Origin of the sequence: Parasaccharibacter sp. TMW 2.1888 (assembly GCF_023167265.1) — a bacterium.
In the GTDB taxonomy this organism is placed as follows: Bacteria; Pseudomonadota; Alphaproteobacteria; order Acetobacterales; family Acetobacteraceae; genus Bombella; species Bombella apis.
Genome location: NZ_CP030979.1, coordinates 541,218 through 558,872 on the forward strand (window position 1 = coordinate 541,218; position 17,655 = coordinate 558,872).

Consider the following 17,655-nt stretch of genomic DNA (forward strand, 5'->3'; position numbering starts at 1 on the left):
GTGGTTCTCCTTCCGAGATGATGCATGTCAGACTGAAATATTGAGATGGCCCATCCGTGCGGGCCTGACCGTGGCGGGGGTGACGGCGCTCTCCTCTGCCTGAAGAGACGGTTCCTGCCGGGCTGGAGCAGGCACATCATCTCCCGAGCGGGAGCGCTGTTCCTGGGAGCTGCCGCCTTCCCCTCCAGAGAAAAAGGCACCGGCCTGCTGCCCTGAAGACTGATGCCCCCCCTGCCACTGATGCTGCGGCATGTTCTGCTCCTGGCCTCCGGCCATATGGCCGGCATCGGCAGGCAGGACATCAATCTTCATCAGGCTGGCATGAAGGCCTGCCTCATCCAGCTCTCTGGCCAGAACATGATGTGTTTTCTGAAGGGCCTCGGTCGTGCCATCATCCTGCCCCTGCAAGGAAAGGGCCGACAGACCTGCTGCGGAGCGGTCCAGCTGCACATGAACCGGCGTTGAATCCGCTGTCATGACGGTCATGGTCAGCGTCCCAGCCTGCCCGGCAGTCGCCCGCCCTGCCAGCACACCAGCTGCGGAACCACCTGTCTGAAGGGCAGAAAGACCTGTTTCTGCAGCGGCCTGCCGTGCTTCATGCGATGTCACGCCCGCTGTCACGCCACGGGTTTCCGGCTGGATGATGTGCCCCTCGGAGGATGTCACAAGGCCAGCGAAGGACGACAGGCTGCCCTGCACCTCCTGCCCGCCATCCCCACCAGAGCCTCCCGTCACCCCGGCACTCTCATGCCCGGGCATGTCCTGCCCCTCACCGGAAGCGCCCTGGTCGCCATGACCAGCAGAAAACGCCTCCGATTCTCCAGACGAAGCCTTCACCATAAGGCTGAACAGACTGTCTGTTGTCTGGCCCTCAGGCCCGCTGCGCAAATCCCCCTGCCGGGAGGCAGTCACCGTGTTTCCTGCCATGGAAGACGGACCGGACAGGACACCCGCCATGCCGGACTGGAAATTCATCGCCTGCACAGCCGACAGTGCCCTGTCTTTCGGGCCCTGTGTGGCGGCATTCACCATTGTGGGAACCTGTGTGGACTGCCGGGCCAGCAGGGCTGCATCCATCATCCGTCCGGCGGCAGCATGACGGGACGACACGTCATCACGCACCCCGGTATCCTGCCCATGAGAAGACGCCGTATCACCGGACCTGCTGACGAGGCGCATCAGATCCGATGTCGAAACCATGGCAGAACTTCCAGCAGTACCCGCCGCAGCAGAAGCCAGGGAAAGATGCTCCATGGATGAGAAAGAGGAAATGGCTGTGGCACTGGCCGTAGCATGAGCTGACGCCATGGAAGCCTCACCACCAGCCGGAACCGTACCCAGCCCCGCAAGCGCTGCCACTCCGGCATCACTCCGCCCGCCGGTCATCTGCCCAAGGCTGGAAGACGGCATGGCCGTGGCCGTCCCACCACCCGCCGGGCCAGACTGGGGCTGTCCCGCTTCCATCGTGACCATAGACACCTGAGGGGACGCCATGAACGCTACCAGAGACAGACTCTGCGTGGCCAGCCCCTCTGGCGCTACCCCATCATGGGACGACTGATCCCCTGTCATCTGCCGGTCAGCATGAGGCGCTGCCTTTGCGGATGTATCGGCCTTCTGCGACCCGTCCGCTCCGTCCCCCCTGTCGGCGGGAGAAGAAGCCGTCTGATCATCGTGAGCCCCGGCGGCCGGAGCAGATGACCTGCCCTGCGACCTGTCTCCACGATCTGTCCCATCCGTCCCGCCTGTATGAGGGGCGGCCGCCTTGGGCTGGTCCTGATCAGAAGGCGGCACATCCGCCCCGTCATGATCGGACGGTGTCTGCCCTGCCAGAACTCCGGCAAAGCCTTTCCCGCCCGATGAAGAGCGCACGGCGCCCCTCCCAGCGGACATGGCCGCCGAAGACCGGCTGCCACCAGCAGAAGGCAGGGGAAGGCTGGAGAGTGAAGGACGGGGCATTACCATGGCGTTCTCACATTCATTCAGGCAGCATCATGTCTGTCAGGTCAGCTCACTCAACATGCTGTCGACTTCTGCAAAGCCGGGCATGAATTCTTCCGGGATGTCCTTGCGGCCAATCTCGATGCACACCTGCGGCGGCTGCCCCTGCAGGTACGCCACCAGCACGGTGCGGATCGTTTCATAATAACGATTGTCCATCTTCACGATGGCCTGCATCCGCGAGGCCAGCGGCCCGACCACACCATAGGCCAGCAGCACCCCGAGAAAGGTTCCCACAAGGGCACCGGCAATCATTTCCCCCAGCACGGCAGGCGGCTTGCTGATGGCAGCCATGGTCTTCACCACACCCAGCACGGCCGCCACAATGCCAAGAGCAGGCAGGGCATCGGAAATGCCGGAAAGTGATTCGGCAACGTGAAGATCCTCATGCAGGTTCTTCTTCAGCTCCCTGCCCATGATCTCGTCCAGCTGGTGGCTTTCATCCAGATTCATGCTGATGAGCCGCAGGTAGTCGCAGATCATGTCACGGGTCTTCTCATCCTGCTTGATGCGTGGAGACGTGGCAAAAATGCTGCTTTCCTGCGGCTCTTCAAAATCGTTTTCCAGAGAGGCGATGCCTTTCATGTTGGCCTGCCGCAGCAGGCGGTACATGAGGGCCAGAAGGTCCATGTAGCTCTGCTGACTGTGCCGGGGGCCTTTCACGACCAGCATCAGGTAGCCGAAAACCGACTTCAGCGCTGCCATGCTGTTGCTCATGACAAACACGCCCACGGCAGCCCCCAGGATGGTCAGCAGCTCAAACGGCATGGATGCCAGAAGCGGAGCCAGTGCCCCGCCCGAAGCCGCAAAGGAACCAAACACGCAGAGCAACGCAAAAATCAGCCCACCGATATACAGCATCCTATTGTTCCCCTCTCAAAACGGCTCTGACATCATGATCCATCATCTCTTCCTGCCTGTTCATCGTGCTGCCCCCTGCGGCGGGGCCTGCTGTGTACCGGCCTGAAAGGATGCCGGCAGCGGATGCAGACGATGGATGAGCAGAACAATCCGCCGGTTCTCCGGTGCCTCCGGGTGGGCGGGGTTGGCCAGACTGCGGTCCGCACGCCCTTCCACGCTCCTGATCCGCCGGTCTGGATAACCCGCCCGGACCAGAAGCTCCCTCACACGGTCGGCCCGCATCTCGGAGAGTGTCCAGTTGGACAGGCCATGTGGATTGACCTGCCGCAGATGGTACGGAACACCATCCGTCTCCCCGATGATGGAGATATCTTCCGGCAGGCTGCCAAGCCAGGAACCGATCTGCCCGAGCAGGGCCATGCCTTCCCTGTTGGGCATGGTCTCGCCATTGTCGAACATCGGCCTGTGGGCCGTATCCTGCACCTCGATGCGGATTTCATCCGCCCCCATCCTGAAGCCGAGATTATCCTTCAGCTCATTCAGTCCGGCCTGATGGGCCAGGCTGGCCTTCAGCCCTTCCACGGTCTGACGGAGATGGGCATCCTCCTGGGCGGCCTGATGCAGACCTGCCGCCATGCCTTCCGTACCAGCTTCATGGCTGCTCTCATGGTCGGCAGAAGCCCCGGTGGACTGAGCAGCAGAGGCTGGTCCCCCGGCACTGCCATCAGCAGCGGCATTGCCCTGGCCAACCTGGCCAACATTCTCTGCCGCCCCACTCTTCGGCCCTCCGAGAGGAATGATCTCGGGACGGCCGACACTGGCTTCATCCTCATCCGGACGGTCCGCCATACCGGGCGGAAGGATGCTGACGCCACTGGCGGTCAGGATACCCTCACTTGCCCGGCCGCCTCTTGAGCCCTGATCCTCTGGATGAGTCTCCGAGGAATCCGGCTTCGGCGGCGGCTCATGATCGGAATTGTGCACCGTACGCAGGGAGGAAGGTGCCGAAAGGGGCGAGGTTTCCAGCAGCGCCTGGTCTGATGTCGCCTTGCCCGTCCTGTCCGCCATCGGATTGAAGAACAGGGCAATGCCACGCTTCTGCTCATCCGTGGTGATGTTCAGCAGCCACATGAGCAGGAAGAATGCCATCATGGCTGTCATGAAGTCGGCATAAGCGACCTTCCAAGCACCGCCATGATGCCCTGCCTCCACAACCTCTTCCCGCTTGATGATGATGGGTCGGGCATTCTTCCGGTCAGCCATGGCAGCACCACCACGCCCCCGGGCCACCCATCACCGGCAGGCCACCAACGGTCCTGGCCATCATCAACGGCCCCTGTTATGGGCGATGCCCACACGTACGGACGGCATGCCGGAGAAAGACGCCGTGCCGGTGTGGGTCAACTCAATGGACGTATCCAGCCAGACCTCTCCACCAATCTCCCGCCAGCGTTTGCAGAACGTGTAATCTTCACTGAGATAGGTACCGCTCTCGGTATCCACGCTGCCCTCGAACAGGGCAAACCGTCGGCCATCCTCACCCTCGGGGGCATCAATGCGCCTGTATTCCAGCTCGGGATAGGCCTTGATCATGCGGCTGACCGCATGACGGCTGATCATCATGAATCCCGTCCCGGCATAGGCGGTCTGCAACAACGGGCCACGTTCATAGGTCTCATGCATGGCCGCCGTCTCGCCCACATAACGCAAAGAGGCTGTCTGCTGGCGTTCCCCGGCAAGAATGTTGTGTTTTGTTTCTTCGTCCCAGAACCGCTCACGCAGTGGGTACATCCCGGCCACCACATCTTTCCCTGTTTCAAACAGACGTGTCGGGGCATTGGCGGGGAAGCTGATGTCAGCATCGACAAAAAGGATGTGCGAACAGTCTGACCGGAAATAGAAATTGGAAAGCAGTGTATTACGTGCCCGTGTCACGAGGGCATCATCACCGACATGCATGACCGTCATGGGGATGCTCTGACCGCTGGAGGCATAACCGATGACGGACAGCATGTAGCCTGTCGTCACCATCCCGCCAAAGCAGGGCGTCGCCAGCATGATCTTGCCTGAAGGCGTGGTCCCCATCTGCATCGTTGCGATTCCCTCCATGAAGTATGCCCATGCGAAAAGGACATGAAAAAATAAGTTTAATCATGGCAATACCGCAGCGAATTGTTGAGTCTCAAGGCTTTTATAAGGAATAATATTAAATGATTGCCAAAACCACGCCCATGTAATCCTGATGGAACCAGATGGAAGCCTTTTCGTCATGGGAAGGAAATGTTCTGTTTACAGTTCCAGCTCTTCCAACATCTTCTGATGCTGCGCCCGTTCATCAAGAGCCACCTGTTCCTGCTGTCGCAGCCTGTCTGCCTGCTCCAGCCTGTCCTGCCGCAGCAGGCCATCCGTCGCCTCCTGAGCACGCACGCAGTCCATCACCCGGCCACGGGCTGCAGTACTTACCGCCCTAGCATTGTCCAGCGCCTGTTCCAGACGGTCCATCTCTTCCTGTGCGATGGGCAGCCAATACCGGTATCCGTTCCACAGGGTCAGGTCCTGCGCTTCTTCCTCCCGGGCCTGACTGACAAGAATCCGGTTCTCCTGCATCTGGGCCTTCAGCTCGCTTATGCTGTTCTCAAGGCGTTTTTCCTCGGCCAGACAGTGGGCCAGCTCTGTACGGGCCAAAGTCGTGTTACGCTTCTGGAGAGTAAGCAGAGATGTCAAGGCCTTGAGCCGTGCCGGTTTCATGACGTTCCCTCCTCACACGTCAGGCGGGGTGCGCTTCTACACGCTCACCCTGTGAGAGAAGCTCCCGCAGACCGGCAAAAGAGTCCTCAAGGGAGACACGCTCCGTCTTTTTCTGGATGAGGAATTCTTCCAGCTGCGGGCCAAGCTGTACGGCCAGATCGGCTTCCGGATCATTCCCAGCCTTGTAGGCGCCCAGCCGGACAAGGTCCCGCACCTCATCCCACTGGGACAGAAGACGCCGTGCCCGGACTGTCAGCTCATTTTCACTCTCGCTGTTGCAACCCGGTACGGAACGGGACAATGACCGCAGAACGTTGATGGCCGGATACCGGCCCGATTCAGCAATGGAGCGTTCCAGCACCACATGACCATCAAGAATCCCCCGTACCGTGTCCGTCACCGGTTCGTTCTGGTCATCCCCTTCCACGAGAACGGAGAAGAAAGCCGTCATCTGGCCTGCCTGGCCCTGTTCATCCAATGCACCGGGGCCAGCACGCTCCAGCAGGCGAGGCAGAGTTGCAAACACGCTGGGCGGATAACCACGGGTAGCAGGCACCTCTCCGGCTGAAAGACCTATCTCCCGCAGGGCCTGACAGAAGCGGGTCACACTGTCCATCAACAGCAGGACGGACTTGCCCTGATTGCGGAAATGCTCCGCCACGGCCATGGCGCTATAGGCAGCCTCCCGCCGCATGAGGGCGGAACTGTCCGAAGTAGCGACAACAAGCACGGACTTGGCCAACCCCTCCGGCCCCAGGTCATCCTCCATGAATTCCCGGACTTCCCGGCCCCGTTCCCCCACGAGAGAAATGACCGTGACATCGCAGGCCGTCTCCCGGGCCAGCATCCCCATGAGCGTGGATTTGCCCACACCGGAGCCCGCAAAAAGCCCCAGGCGCTGCCCCTGCCGACAGGTCGTGAAGAGGTTCAGGGCCTTGATTCCCAGATCAATCCTTGCCCCCAGCCGGGCCCGTCCGGCGGCTTCCGGCGGGCGGGCATGACGCTGCTGCCGGGCTGCCGATGGCAGAAGAGGCCCTCTACCGTCCAGCGGCTGCCCCATCGGGTCCACAACACGGCCAATCCATGATTCATTGACCGCCAGCCCGCCAGACAGACCCTGCCGCCCCTGGCCGTGAAGTTCATGAAAGACCGGACAGCCGGCCCCGATTCCTTCTATGGATTCGTAGGTCATCGCCAGTGCCTGACCATGGCGGAAGGCAATGATTTCCGCCAGAATGTCCCGGCCATCCAGCGTCCTGATGCGTATCTGGTCCCCTACGGCCGTAAAGGATGCCAGACCATCCACCGTCACGCACAAGCCAGAGACATCCACCACATGCCCGGTCAGCTCCCCTATGGGGGCATCCTCCGCAGCGGGGCGGATGGTCCCTGTCAGGGTCTCCATGAGATCCTTCTGCCGGGCAAGCTGGACGGAGAGCATCACATGGCGTTCCCGCACGGCCCGGCACTGGGTTTCAATATCCGGCAGGGTGAGGGCTCCGGGCATCAGAAGAGACCGGAGGACGAAGTCCCGCCATCACCGCTACCCCCAAACAGGGCGAGGATGCCGTCTCCACCATCATCCCCACCAAAAAGATCGATCATGCTGGCCGGCTTGTCATCACTGTTATAGCTGGGGTGAATCTGCAACTGCGTCAGGTACCGTTCGGCATAGCGCTGGACATTCTCCGGCTGCGAGAAGGTCTTCATGTCAACCTTGTTGCTGATGATGCGCTTCTGCTGGTCGAAATCCAGAGCCCCGAACTGGTCCGGATCATACCCGCTGACAACCTCTGCCACACGCAGCAGGGTCGGGTCCGCCATGAGGTCATCCACCGTCTTGATCTTGCCGGACTGCATCCTCCGGGTGAAATAGAGCGCATCCCCCACGCCATTCTTCTGCTGGGCATCGCTTGTCTCGTACTGGCGCTGCTCGTAGGCACTCACCGTCGATGCCATCATGTCTGAAGTAAAAGGCGTTGCACTGGCCGTGCCATGCCCCGCCCCCATGCTGGCGAAGGCATCAGCAAAGGCCAGCCAGCTGGCATTCCGGGAGGTCTGGGCCAGAGAAGAGGAGGAGGTGGGGTCCTGCGTCAGCAGGGCCTTTTCCACAGCCTGCTGCCCGCTGAGGGAACTGAGATTGTAGGCCTTCAGCACCACCTGATTGGCAGAGTAGTTGCTCATGAGCTGCTTGGCCGTGGTGATGGATGGTGCCTTGTCCTGGAAGTCCGACACCATGCGTTTGGCCGTATTGTCGCCCTTCACGCTGTCAGCTGCTGTCTGGACCTCATTTTTCTGGGCCATAAGAAACTGTGCCACGGGTGAAATGCCACCAAGCCCCATAAGCCGCCTCCTCCATAAAACCATAAGGCTGGCACGACATCTGCCAGCATCTGGCCTCACATTAAAACACGAATGATTAATGCAAGGATAAAATGATCATGTTTTAACCATAACAGATATGGCATGACCTGGAAACATGCCATATCTTCGCAACACGACATGAAACAGGCCTGTCATGACAAGAAGGATATTCATGAAACATTACGTCATCAGCCTCGCCCGAACACCAGACCGGCTTGAGAGGTTCCGGCGGGTCAACCGGCATGGCCCTGACATCACTCATGCGCCCGGCATTGATGGCAAAACGCTGGACAAACAGGATGCCATACAGGCCGGCCTTCTGGCACAGGACTGCCACTTCACGGCCGGAGCCATTGGCTCGGGGCTGACCCATGTTGCCCTGTGGGGAACAGTCGCCCAGAGCGGAGAGCCTGCCAACATCTTTGAAGATGACGCTTTTCTCTGCCAGAATTTTGAACAGAAGAGCCAGCAGATCATCCAGCAGCTGCCGGAAGACTGGGAGATCATCCTGTGGGGACAGAATTCGGATGCCCCTCTCCATTATGAGGTTCTGCCGGGGCAGACAGACTGTTTCGCCTATTTCAACCAGGATGATGTTCGCTGCGGCATTGAGGAATTCCGGCACCAGACGGTCGAGACACTTCCTTTCCGCCTGAAGCAGGCCTTTGGCATCTGTGGTTACGCCCTGTCTCCCCGTGGGGCCGTCTCCCTCATGAAACGCTGCCTGCCCATGACCACACTGCCCATCAATTACCCTTCACTGGGCAACAGGACCCTGATGAGCACCAGTGTCGACCATCTCATGAACCGCCATTATGCCGACATGAAGGCCTATTGCTGTGTGCCGCCCCTGGTTCTGACGGACAATCAGACAGCCAAAAGCCTGAACCGGGAGTGACAACCATGGCCCTGACCATCCCCTCACCCTCTGCCATGGCGAGACATGCCTGCACGGCCCTGCTCGGCCTGGCTCTGGCTGGCTGCGTACGACCGGCCGCCCCCTATCTGGAGAAAGGCAGCCTGCTCAGCCATGCCGGATTTGTCGCCCACCCGGCCAACACGACCGCCCGTTTTGCCCTCATGAACAGCCTGCCACCCGGTAGCCTGACCTACCGCATGGCCCCGAGCGGGCAGCGCATCTACCTCTATGCTGACCCACTGGCCTGTGGCTGTGTGTATATGGGGGATGAAACCGCCTATGGCACCCTTCAGGCCCACATGCAGGCCATCATGCAGCGCAAACACGCCCATCATCCACCGCAGGACCCGCCCCTGCCCGCCATGACGGCTGAAAATTACCGGGATACAACCTCATGGGACTGGACCGTCTGGAGCCCAGCCGCAGACCCGGACAACAACCAGCCACGCCACATGATCGGCGGATACTGGTAAAAGAGACGCAACGGGCCTTTGGCCCGTTGCTCAGGCCCGGTCATTCAGTGAAAGTGACCCGCAGGACGTATCAGATCCCACCTCGCCCGTCCGGCCATAGCCATGACGGTTGGCCTCCACCGCACTTTCAATGAGCAGCTTCATCACGGCCTCCTGCGTGACAAGAGCCCGCTGCAACAGCTCCCCATTCTGGGCAGCAATTTCAGTAAAACGCCTCTGCACCTGCCGGAAGGCAGAAGAAAGATTCTCCACCCGTACATCATGCTTCCGTGCCCTGGCCACAAGGGCTGTCAGCTCTTCCATGGTCGCTGTCTTTTCAGGCAGAAGTGCTGCAGCAGCTGACACGTCATTATCCTGAAGAAAGCGGTTTTCCTGCGCCATGATGTCCGCGGCCCGGGCAAAACTGCCCATCAGATGGGGCAGGAAAGAGCCGTCCAGTTCATCCTCGTCCCGTCTGGAAAAATGCCCGGCAAGCCGACGTGCGGCTTTGCCAAGCCTCTGCAATGTCACGGTCTGTATCCTCCTGTCCTGTTGCTGGGATGTATGCTGCTGGCCTGGGCGGCCTGCTCCTGCATGGCCTTCATCCGGCCATAAACCTGATGGGCAATCCCTATCCCCCCGCTACGGGCAACCTCCTTGCCCAGTTCCAGCACCTGCATGGAGCGGAACTGCTTCTCGGCATTGCCTCCCCCAAAGGGCGCTGCGGAATTGTCCACCGTATCGAACATGGGCTGAAGCATTTCTCCCAGCGCCATGGCCTCAAAATCCCGGGCCGTTTTACGGACCCTGTTTTCATCCTGCGGAGACATGGGATGGCTCCGGTCTGCCTGCTTTCCGGCAGACGGGGCCGCCACATGCGCAGACGCCGCATGTGAGACTGACGAAATACTCATGAACCGGTATTTTCTCCTGTAAAAGACAGACAGTCAGACTGGATTCATCCCTGCGATCAGCGCACTTCCAGCTCAGCCTGCAAGGCACCGTCCGCCTTGATGGCCTGGAGAATACTGATCATGTCTCTGGGGCCAACCCCAAGGGCATTCAGGCCCGTTACAAGATTGGCCAGGGAGGGGCCATCAGAGAGAATGCCCATCCTGTGTTCACGATCGGTCGTGGCATTGATCTGCGTCCTGGGCACGACAGCAGTCTGCCCTGCACCAAAGGCGTTGGGCTGGACAACTTCAGGGCTGTTGGTCACCTGCACGGTCAGGTTCCCCTGGGCAATGGCCACCGTGGTGATACGGACATTATCCCCGATGACGATGGTCCCAGCGGCTTCATCCACGATGACCTTGGCCATCGTGTCCGGCGTGACGGTCAGATCCCCGATCTCATACAGGGCCTCGGAGACGTTGCGCCCGGCCAGGTTGACGGCCACCGTCCTGGGATCATCCACCCGGGCTGTCCCCCGGCCCATGTGCCGGTTGATGACATCGGCAATGCGAACCGCCGTCGTGTAATTCGAATTCTTGAGAGACAGATGGATCACCCCACCAGCCCCCAGCAGAACGGGCACTTCCCGCTCCACCACGGCACCATTGGCGATGTGCCCACTGGTTGGCACATTACGGGTGGCGACGGCCCCCGGCCCTCTGGCCGTGAAGGCGTTCGTCACCAGCGACCCCTGCGCCACGGCATAAACCTCACCATCTGCAGCCTGAAGAGGCGTCACGATCAGCGTACCGCCTGTCAGGCTCTGGGCATCACCCACGGCAGAAACCGTTACGTCAATCCGGCTGCCACCATGCGAGAACGGCGGCAGACTGGCTGTCACCATGACAGCGGCCGTGTTGTGTGTCTGCAGCTGGATGGCCTTGTCCCGGATATTGACACCAAGACGGTTGAGCATGCCGACCAGGGTTTCACGGGTAAAAAGCGTATTGGTCAGCCGGTCCCCGGTGCCGTTCAGACCGACAACAAGCCCATAACCGACGAGCTGGTTGTCCCGGATTCCTTCATAATCCACAATATCCTTGATACGGACCGCAGAGGCATGGGCTGAGCCACCCGAAAACATGCCAGACAGCACGCATCCGAAGATCGCCAGCATCATACAGCGACAGGCAGGCCGAATCCCATCCAGACTTCGGGACAGCCAGGCGCAACAGCTCTTCAAAAACATCAAGCATAGTCTCCCACGCCCCAACTTAACCTTATATATGGATTATACAAGGAAAATTATTTAATGGTATTCCTTGGTTACCCTGAAAGTCCGTCAAAAGAAAGCCTTGAGAGACCCATGACCTCCATCTTTCAGCATGACAAACCCGGGCGCTGGCTCCACCTCGCCCTCTGGCGGGTCCCGGGGCTTCTTCTGGGCATGTTCCTGACCCCGCCTGCCATGGCCCAGATTTCACTCCCCCCCATGGACCCCACCCAGTCCCGCCTCTGCCGCACTGCCACGGAGCAGGTAGAACGGGCCCTGCGACTGCCGGATGGTTTCCTTTCGGCCATCAGCCGGGTGGAAACAGGCCGCCCGGATGGCAATGGCACCCTCACCCCATGGCCATGGAGCATCAATGTTGCCGGGACAGGTCACTATTATGCCTCACGCCAGGAAGCGGTAGAGGCTGTAAAAGCCTTCCAGCAGCAGGGCATACAGTCCATTGATGTCGGCTGCCTTCAGGTCAATCTCCTCCACCATCCAACAGCCTTCCCCTCTCTGGATACAGCCTTCGACCCCTACAGCAATGCCCGCTATGCTGGCCTGTTTCTCCAGAAAATGAAGGACCAGACCGGCAGCTGGCCACGGGCCGCTGCTGCTTATCATTCACAGACAGGCACCCTGGGCACGACCTACCTGCAACAGGTTCTCCAGCAATGGGCCACACCGCTGGACACGCCTCTGCCACACCCCCCTCTTTCCACATCGCCACATCCCGCTGTGGCGGCTGTCATAACTGGCGATCATTCTGGCGCTGGTCAGAACCACCCGGTGCAGACGACCAGGCCGTACCGGCCCTTCGTCATCAGGCCGGCATCAGCCCCCCCATCAGGGACCGGCATAACCCACGCCACTACAGGGCCCGCCAGTTTTCTGGCCGCTCTCCGCCATCAGGAAACAACACGCCCCCTGCCCCCTGTGGCGCAGCCTGCTGCTGCGGCCACACCGGGACAGGCTCCCTCACAGGGGCATCGTCCTTTCCGTCCCTTCCGGGGTTATTTCCGCCCTGCCATGCCCCCACCACCGCACCAGCGAATGAAAAGCTCACAGAATGGCCGGAGTCTTGCCGCCTACCGGGCCATGCCCGTCCACGCTGCCAGCAATGTCCCTTACGCCACGGCCTACTGACCATTCCGACAGAAGTGGCCCTCAGCGTCTGATATGACCAAGCAGCTCCACCATCACCTGTGACAGGCTGGCAAAGCCCTCCTGAAGCTGTGCCACCTGCCGGGACAGCTGCCCAAGCTGGGAACGCCCCAGATGATTCCCCTGGATGAAACCGGCCTGCATCTGTCTCAGGCGGTCTCCCCCCTGCATGGCCTTCCGGATGATGCCGTTCTTGTAGGCCAGCTCGTAATCATGGGTCACCTCATGCTGGCTGGCATCATTGGCGTCACCAGTCGCAAGACGGTGATGGTATGAACAAAGGCACTCTTCCAGAATCCCGACCTCACCCGCCATCATGACACGCAGGAAGAGATCGTGGTCCTCGACGTAATCCAGCCGCGTTTCCACTCCACCCGCCACCGCCAGGGCCGCCCGGCGGAACAGGAAGGTGATCGGCATGATGACATACATGTGGGAGAGATACAGGCCGTAATCCACCAGCGAGCCACTCTTGCGGCCAAACTGGTCCGTCTTCCTGTCCGTGATGATCCGTCCATCCTCGATACGTTCATACACGTCATAATTGCTGGTCGTGACACCAGCATAGAAACCCGTCCCGTCCCGCTCCAGAAAGGCGACCGTCTCGGCCAGGAAAGAAGGCTCCAGCGTGTCATCATCATCATGGATGAGAATATAAGGCTCGCCGGACACGGCCAAGGCAAGGGCCAGTGCCTTGCTGCGTCCGACAGACCGGGGCAGGTCCACGCAGGAAAGGCGCTCCCCCCATGATGGGCCACACTCTGCAACGCAGGCCCGCAGGGCGGCCATGTCTCCCCCGTCATTGATGATATGGATACGGAAGTCCTGAAAGCTCTGCGCCCTCAGTGTTTCCAGAGCCCGACGCAGAAAAACGGGACGGTTTTTCGTGCGCAGCAGGATGGCTACCTTATAAGATGACATGGCTCAGCCCTCCGCAATCCGCCGTCTCAGGGAGACGGCCACGTCCTTCAGAACAGGGGCAAGAGACAGCTCCTGCGCCCGGAAAATATGCATGGTCGGGTACCACGGGGTGCGGTCACCTTCATCACCCCACCGCCAGCAGGCATCCCATCGACTGACCAGCCAGACTTCCCGGCCCAGTGCCCCCGCCAGATGCAGCGGGGCCGTATCAACGGAAATGACAAGGTCCAGACTTTCCATCAGGGCAGCCGTATCCGCCATGTCCTTCACGTGTCCCATCAGATCATGCACGACCGCTCCCTGCCCCTCCACTGGCTCCAGCTCTCCCCGCCGGTCGCCATACTGAAGGCTGAACAGATCAGCCTCCACCGGCCCGAGGGCCTCCATCATCTCCGCAAAACTGCTGGAACGCCGCCTGTCTGCAGCCACATCCTGTGCGCTGGACCGAGAATCCCCTGCCCAGACGAGCCCTACACGCAGGCGCCGCCCGGCGGGGCTGTGCCCCCCTGCCCGGCCACCCTGTGCCACGGCCTGCTCCACAAGTCGGGCAAAATGCTCCCGCCGCCGCACCGGAACTTCCAGATAGGGACTGAAAGCCGGAATATCAGCCACGTGCCTGAGATGACAGAGATAGGGAAGGTCCGGTATCGGGCAGGAAAAATCATACTCTGCCATACGCTCCGGATGGTCCAGAAGCTCCGTGATAAGGCAGACCTGCACCATGGGGTAGCTTTCCCTCAGCAGCCGGGCCAACGATGGCAGAACGGCCAGCGTGACCCGCCCTGCCCGGCGGACGATCTCCGGCAGGAAGCGGATGAACTGGATCGTATCGCCAAGCCCCTGCTCCTGATAGAAAAGAAGGTGGCGCCCTTCCAGCGGAACATCGTTCGTCAGTCTGGGCAGGTCCTGATAGAACCAGCAGTTCAGGCTCGGAATACGGGGCACACGCCTTACATAGCGGGCAAAGCCCTCCTCATACTCACCGGCTTTCAACAGGGCGATGGCATAGCCGAAGGAAACAGCCTCATGCCGGGAGGACAGCTCCATTCCCCGGCGATAATAGGCCAGGGCATCCCGGGAGCGGTTCAGCCGTCCCAGAGCGCAACCCATGTTGTTGTACAGCGAGACGGAGGGCGGTCCATCCGCAAGCCAGGCCAACAGCACCTGCTCAGCCTGATCCGCCAGCCCCGCCTCCAGCAGGGCCATTGAGAGATGCTCCCCGACAAGCACCCGATGTTCTGGCAGAGTCCGGGCAACATCCATGAAGAGGGCCATGGCCTCTTCCCGTTCGCCCGCCACCATGAGCGCCCCTGCCAGAAAAATCTTCACCTCGCCCCGCATGGAGGCCATGGCGGGTTCCGCCTCCGGCATCAAAAGCAGAGCCTTGCGGAAGACGGCAATCACCACCTCATGCCGGGGGGTGAAACGGACAAGAAAAAGGCCCGCCGCAAGAATGAGCGCCACATCCTGCGTCCCCTGGGCAATCTGTATGGCCAGACTGACAGCCTGGTCTCCCTCACCACGGGCAACAAGCTGCTGGCAGCAGGCTGTCACTTCCTGCGGGGTCAGTGCACTCTGACCAGCCTCATGACTGCCATCTTCCACCCTGCCATGCTGCTCTGCTCCTGCCATCATGCTGCCTTTCTTCATGCCTTGAACCATCAATGACCTGACAGGTCATGTTCATGGCAAAATAACATGTCCCCATAAACCTTGATGGGCAAGACTTTAATGGCTAAATTGCAAACCCATAGATAACAGGCCTTAATAAACCTTGTTGCCACCTTCCCTGCCCGTCACCCAAGCCGGGGAAGGCAGCACATCATCAGTCAGGATGACAATGCCCGCTCCTTCTTCTTCCCCGCAACGGTCAGGTTCTCCCGCCCCCAAGGCGGCTCCCGGTGCAGGGGGAGCTGGCGGACTGGGCGGAAGGCTGGGCACGCTGATACGGAACCCGGCAGACCTCTTCACACCCAACGGAGCGGCCTCCCGTCTTGCCGCCCGCCTGCCCGGCACCGACATCCTGCTGGCGCTGGGCGTGATCCTGCTCATCTCCATCCTCATCGTACCGCTCCCCACGCTGATCCTGGATGTCGGGCTGTCACTCTCCATCACCTCATCCGTGCTGATCCTCATGGTGGCGCTGTTTCTGGAACGGCCTCTGGACTTCACGTCTTTCCCCACATTGCTGCTGCTGACGACCATGTTCCGTCTCTCGCTGGAAGTGGCGACAACACGGCTCATCCTCAGCCATGGCAATGAAGGTGCCTATGCAGCCGGGCATGTTGTCGCCTCCTTTGGCGGCTTTCTCATGGGCAATGATGTGGTGATCGGCGGGATCGTCTTCTGCATCCTGCTGGTGGTGAACTTCATGGTCATCACCAAGGGGTCGGGCCGCATTGCGGAGGTCTCGGCCCGCTTCTTCCTCGATGCCATGCCCGGCAAACAGATGGCCATTGATGCCGACCTCGCCTCAGGGGCCATCAATGAGCGTGGTGCCCGCTCCAAACGCAAGGAACTGGAAGAGGAAAGCTCCTTCTACGGAGCCATGGATGGTGCTGCCAAATTTGTCCGCAATGATGCCATTGCCGGAATCCTCATCACCGCCATCAACATTCTGGGCGGTCTGACCATCGGCGTGCTGCGCCATGGCATGCCCATCAGTGAGGCGGCACAGACCTTCACCACCCTGACCATCGGTGATGGTCTCGTCTCCCAGATTCCCGCCCTGCTGGTCTCGCTGGCCGCCGGTATCGTCGTCACGAAGGGCGGTACGGATGGCTCGGCGGACGTAACACTTTTCCGCCAGCTGGCGGGCAATGCCAAGCCGCTGGCCATTGCGGCCACCCTGTCAGCCCTGTTTGCCGTCATGCCCGGCCTGCCGGCTTTCCCCTTCCTCATGATTGCCGCCGTGGCCGGGATCGGGGCGTGGATCCGCTACAGGACTCCCCGGCAGGATGAAGGTGAGGAAGCCCTCACCCAGCCCGCCGCTCCCACCACGCAACCCATTTCCGACCTTCTGAAAATCGACCTCCTGCGGCTGGAAATCGGTTATGGCCTGCTCCCGCTGGCCAGCGGGGACAATGCCCAGATCACCAAACAGATCAAGGCCCTGCGCCGCAAGATGGCAGCGGACATGGGCTTCATTACGCCATCCGTGCGGATTCAGGACAACATCCAGCTGCCGACGGACCGTTACGTCATCAAGCTCAAGGAAATCGACATTGCCTCGGGTGAGGTCAGGCCCAACCACCTGCTGGCCATATGCCCGTCCCACAAGAATGGGCAGGCCCCCCTGCCGGGTGAGAAGACAACCGAACCCTCCTTCAACCTGCCTGCCATATGGATTGATCCCGACCTGAAGAAACAGGCCACAGACCAGGGATACACAGTGGTGGACCCGGTCACTGTCATCATCACCCACCTGACGGAATCCATCAGCCAGAATCTGGGCGATCTGCTGACCTATGCCGCCACGCAGTCCCTGCTGGATGATCTGCCGCAGGAAGAGCAGAAGCTCGTCAACGACCTCATCCCCTCACAGGTGTCCCTCAGCACGGTCCAGCGTGTTCTCCAGTCCCTGTTGCAGGAGCGCATCTCCATCCGTGACCTGCCCACCATTCTTGAAAGCATACAGGAAGGCCACGCCCTGGCCGCCAAGGGCATCAAGGCCCTGACAGCCCATGTCCGCATCCGCCTCGCCCGACAGATATGCAACAGCTATGTCGGGCCCTCTGGCTGCATTTCCATGATCACCCTCTCTGCAGACTGGGAGAGCAACATCCTCAACAACACGGTCGGACAGGGGGATGACCGCACGCTGGCCATGCCCCCAGCCATGCTGGACCGCTTCGTCACGGCCCTGCGCCGTGCCTTCGACCAGACAGCCACGCTGGGGGAAATGCCCGTCATTGTCACGACCTCCGCCACACGGGATTCCGTGCGTATGATCGTGGACCGAATCCGCCCTTCGGTTGCCGTCATGGCACAGGCGGAAATCTACCCCCGGACCCGCATCCGTACCGTCGCCACAGTGAACTGACTGGCCCCGACAGACT

16 protein-coding genes are annotated in these 17,655 nt (G+C 60.6%); 4 read left to right on the plus strand and 12 right to left on the minus strand.

Annotated features, from left to right (window positions below):
• Nucleotides 1-27 precede the first annotated feature (27 nt).
• From DTQ13_RS02510 to DTQ13_RS02540, 7 genes are all read right to left on the minus strand, one after another.
• Nucleotides 28-1,965, minus strand: coding sequence for a hypothetical protein (locus DTQ13_RS02510; protein WP_248461031.1), 1,938 nt, complete (start codon nucleotides 1,963-1,965; stop codon nucleotides 28-30).
• Between the two features lie 36 nt (nucleotides 1,966-2,001).
• A complete protein-coding gene (gene motA, locus DTQ13_RS02515; RefSeq protein WP_043558177.1) occupies nucleotides 2,002-2,862 on the minus strand; it encodes a flagellar motor stator protein MotA in 861 nt (286 codons plus the stop codon).
• 60 nt (nucleotides 2,863-2,922) lie between these two features.
• Nucleotides 2,923-4,125 carry a flagellar motor protein MotB gene (locus tag DTQ13_RS02520; protein WP_166651584.1) on the minus strand — a complete coding sequence of 401 codons (1,203 nt, stop codon included), beginning with the start codon at nucleotides 4,123-4,125 and terminating at the stop codon, nucleotides 2,923-2,925.
• A 63-nt stretch (nucleotides 4,126-4,188) separates the two neighbouring features.
• Nucleotides 4,189-4,971, minus strand: a complete 783-nt coding sequence (locus DTQ13_RS02525; RefSeq protein WP_227449683.1) for a hypothetical protein — start codon at nucleotides 4,969-4,971, stop codon at nucleotides 4,189-4,191.
• Between the two features lie 180 nt (nucleotides 4,972-5,151).
• Complete coding sequence (locus DTQ13_RS02530) at nucleotides 5,152-5,610, minus strand: hypothetical protein (protein WP_043558171.1); 459 nt, start codon at nucleotides 5,608-5,610, stop codon at nucleotides 5,152-5,154.
• 19 nt (nucleotides 5,611-5,629) lie between these two features.
• Nucleotides 5,630-7,015, minus strand: coding sequence for a flagellar protein export ATPase FliI (gene fliI, locus DTQ13_RS02535; RefSeq protein ID WP_052348932.1), 1,386 nt, complete (start codon nucleotides 7,013-7,015; stop codon nucleotides 5,630-5,632).
• A gap of 101 nt (nucleotides 7,016-7,116) precedes the next feature.
• Nucleotides 7,117-7,929, minus strand: coding sequence for a DUF1217 domain-containing protein (locus DTQ13_RS02540; RefSeq protein ID WP_227449684.1), 813 nt, complete (start codon nucleotides 7,927-7,929; stop codon nucleotides 7,117-7,119).
• A 217-nt stretch (nucleotides 7,930-8,146) separates the two neighbouring features.
• On the opposite strand from DTQ13_RS02540, the gene DTQ13_RS02545 reads away from it, so the two are divergent.
• Nucleotides 8,147-8,872, plus strand: a complete 726-nt coding sequence (locus tag DTQ13_RS02545; RefSeq protein WP_043558168.1) for a glycosyltransferase family 25 protein — start codon at nucleotides 8,147-8,149, stop codon at nucleotides 8,870-8,872.
• A 5-nt stretch (nucleotides 8,873-8,877) separates the two neighbouring features.
• Complete coding sequence (locus DTQ13_RS02550) at nucleotides 8,878-9,366, plus strand: hypothetical protein (protein ID WP_086431294.1); 489 nt, start codon at nucleotides 8,878-8,880, stop codon at nucleotides 9,364-9,366.
• Nucleotides 9,367-9,396: 30 nt separating this feature from the next.
• On the opposite strand, the gene DTQ13_RS02555 is transcribed toward DTQ13_RS02550, so the two are convergent.
• The 3 genes from DTQ13_RS02555 to DTQ13_RS02565 are packed head-to-tail and all read right to left on the minus strand — an operon-like array spanning nucleotide 9,397 to nucleotide 11,419.
• A complete protein-coding gene (locus DTQ13_RS02555) occupies nucleotides 9,397-9,876 on the minus strand; it encodes a hypothetical protein (protein WP_248461032.1) in 480 nt (159 codons plus the stop codon).
• Complete coding sequence (locus DTQ13_RS02560; protein WP_081562786.1) at nucleotides 9,873-10,259, minus strand: rod-binding protein; 387 nt, start codon at nucleotides 10,257-10,259, stop codon at nucleotides 9,873-9,875. The genes DTQ13_RS02555 and DTQ13_RS02560 overlap by 4 nt, the downstream gene beginning before the upstream one ends.
• A 56-nt stretch (nucleotides 10,260-10,315) precedes the next feature.
• A complete protein-coding gene (locus DTQ13_RS02565; RefSeq protein WP_052348903.1) occupies nucleotides 10,316-11,419 on the minus strand; it encodes a flagellar basal body P-ring protein FlgI in 1,104 nt (367 codons plus the stop codon).
• Between the two features lie 186 nt (nucleotides 11,420-11,605).
• Between DTQ13_RS02565 and DTQ13_RS02570 the strand changes: the two genes are divergently transcribed.
• The gene (locus DTQ13_RS02570; protein WP_248461033.1) at nucleotides 11,606-12,658 is read left to right on the plus strand and encodes a transglycosylase SLT domain-containing protein; all 1,053 of its coding nucleotides are present in this window, start codon (nucleotides 11,606-11,608) and stop codon (nucleotides 12,656-12,658) included.
• Nucleotides 12,659-12,679: 21 nt separating this feature from the next.
• On the opposite strand, the gene DTQ13_RS02575 is transcribed toward DTQ13_RS02570, so the two are convergent.
• Entirely contained in the window at nucleotides 12,680-13,597 is a 918-nt protein-coding gene (locus DTQ13_RS02575) for a glycosyltransferase family 2 protein (RefSeq protein ID WP_248461034.1), read from the minus strand.
• A gap of 3 nt (nucleotides 13,598-13,600) precedes the next feature.
• A complete protein-coding gene (locus tag DTQ13_RS02580) occupies nucleotides 13,601-15,232 on the minus strand; it encodes a tetratricopeptide repeat protein (protein WP_248461035.1) in 1,632 nt (543 codons plus the stop codon).
• 205 nt (nucleotides 15,233-15,437) lie between these two features.
• Here DTQ13_RS02580 and flhA point away from each other — a divergent pair, with 205 nt between their 5' ends.
• Nucleotides 15,438-17,639 (plus strand): flagellar biosynthesis protein FlhA, encoded by a 2,202-nt coding sequence (gene flhA / locus DTQ13_RS02585; protein ID WP_081847639.1) that lies wholly within the window; start codon nucleotides 15,438-15,440, stop codon nucleotides 17,637-17,639.
• Nucleotides 17,640-17,655: the final 16 nt, after the last annotated feature.

Coding starts and splice junctions, on each gene's coding strand:
- DTQ13_RS02510 (WP_248461031.1), bottom strand. CDS start 1,965: ATGGTAATGCCCCGTCCTTCACTCTCCAGCCTTCCCCTGCCTTCTGCT.
- motA (WP_043558177.1), bottom strand. CDS start 2,862: ATGCTGTATATCGGTGGGCTGATTTTTGCGTTGCTCTGCGTGTTTGGT.
- DTQ13_RS02520 (WP_166651584.1), bottom strand. CDS start 4,125: ATGGCTGACCGGAAGAATGCCCGACCCATCATCATCAAGCGGGAAGAG.
- DTQ13_RS02525 (WP_227449683.1), bottom strand. CDS start 4,971: ATGGAGGGAATCGCAACGATGCAGATGGGGACCACGCCTTCAGGCAAG.
- DTQ13_RS02530 (WP_043558171.1), bottom strand. CDS start 5,610: ATGAAACCGGCACGGCTCAAGGCCTTGACATCTCTGCTTACTCTCCAG.
- fliI (WP_052348932.1), bottom strand. CDS start 7,015: ATGGAGACCCTGACAGGGACCATCCGCCCCGCTGCGGAGGATGCCCCC.
- DTQ13_RS02545 (WP_043558168.1), top strand. CDS start 8,147: ATGAAACATTACGTCATCAGCCTCGCCCGAACACCAGACCGGCTTGAG.
- DTQ13_RS02550 (WP_086431294.1), top strand. CDS start 8,878: ATGGCCCTGACCATCCCCTCACCCTCTGCCATGGCGAGACATGCCTGC.
- DTQ13_RS02560 (WP_081562786.1), bottom strand. CDS start 10,259: ATGAGTATTTCGTCAGTCTCACATGCGGCGTCTGCGCATGTGGCGGCC.
- DTQ13_RS02565 (WP_052348903.1), bottom strand. CDS start 11,419: ATGATGCTGGCGATCTTCGGATGCGTGCTGTCTGGCATGTTTTCGGGT.
- DTQ13_RS02570 (WP_248461033.1), top strand. CDS start 11,606: ATGACCTCCATCTTTCAGCATGACAAACCCGGGCGCTGGCTCCACCTC.
- DTQ13_RS02575 (WP_248461034.1), bottom strand. CDS start 13,597: ATGTCATCTTATAAGGTAGCCATCCTGCTGCGCACGAAAAACCGTCCC.
- DTQ13_RS02580 (WP_248461035.1), bottom strand. CDS start 15,232: ATGATGGCAGGAGCAGAGCAGCATGGCAGGGTGGAAGATGGCAGTCAT.
- flhA (WP_081847639.1), top strand. CDS start 15,438: ATGCCCGCTCCTTCTTCTTCCCCGCAACGGTCAGGTTCTCCCGCCCCC.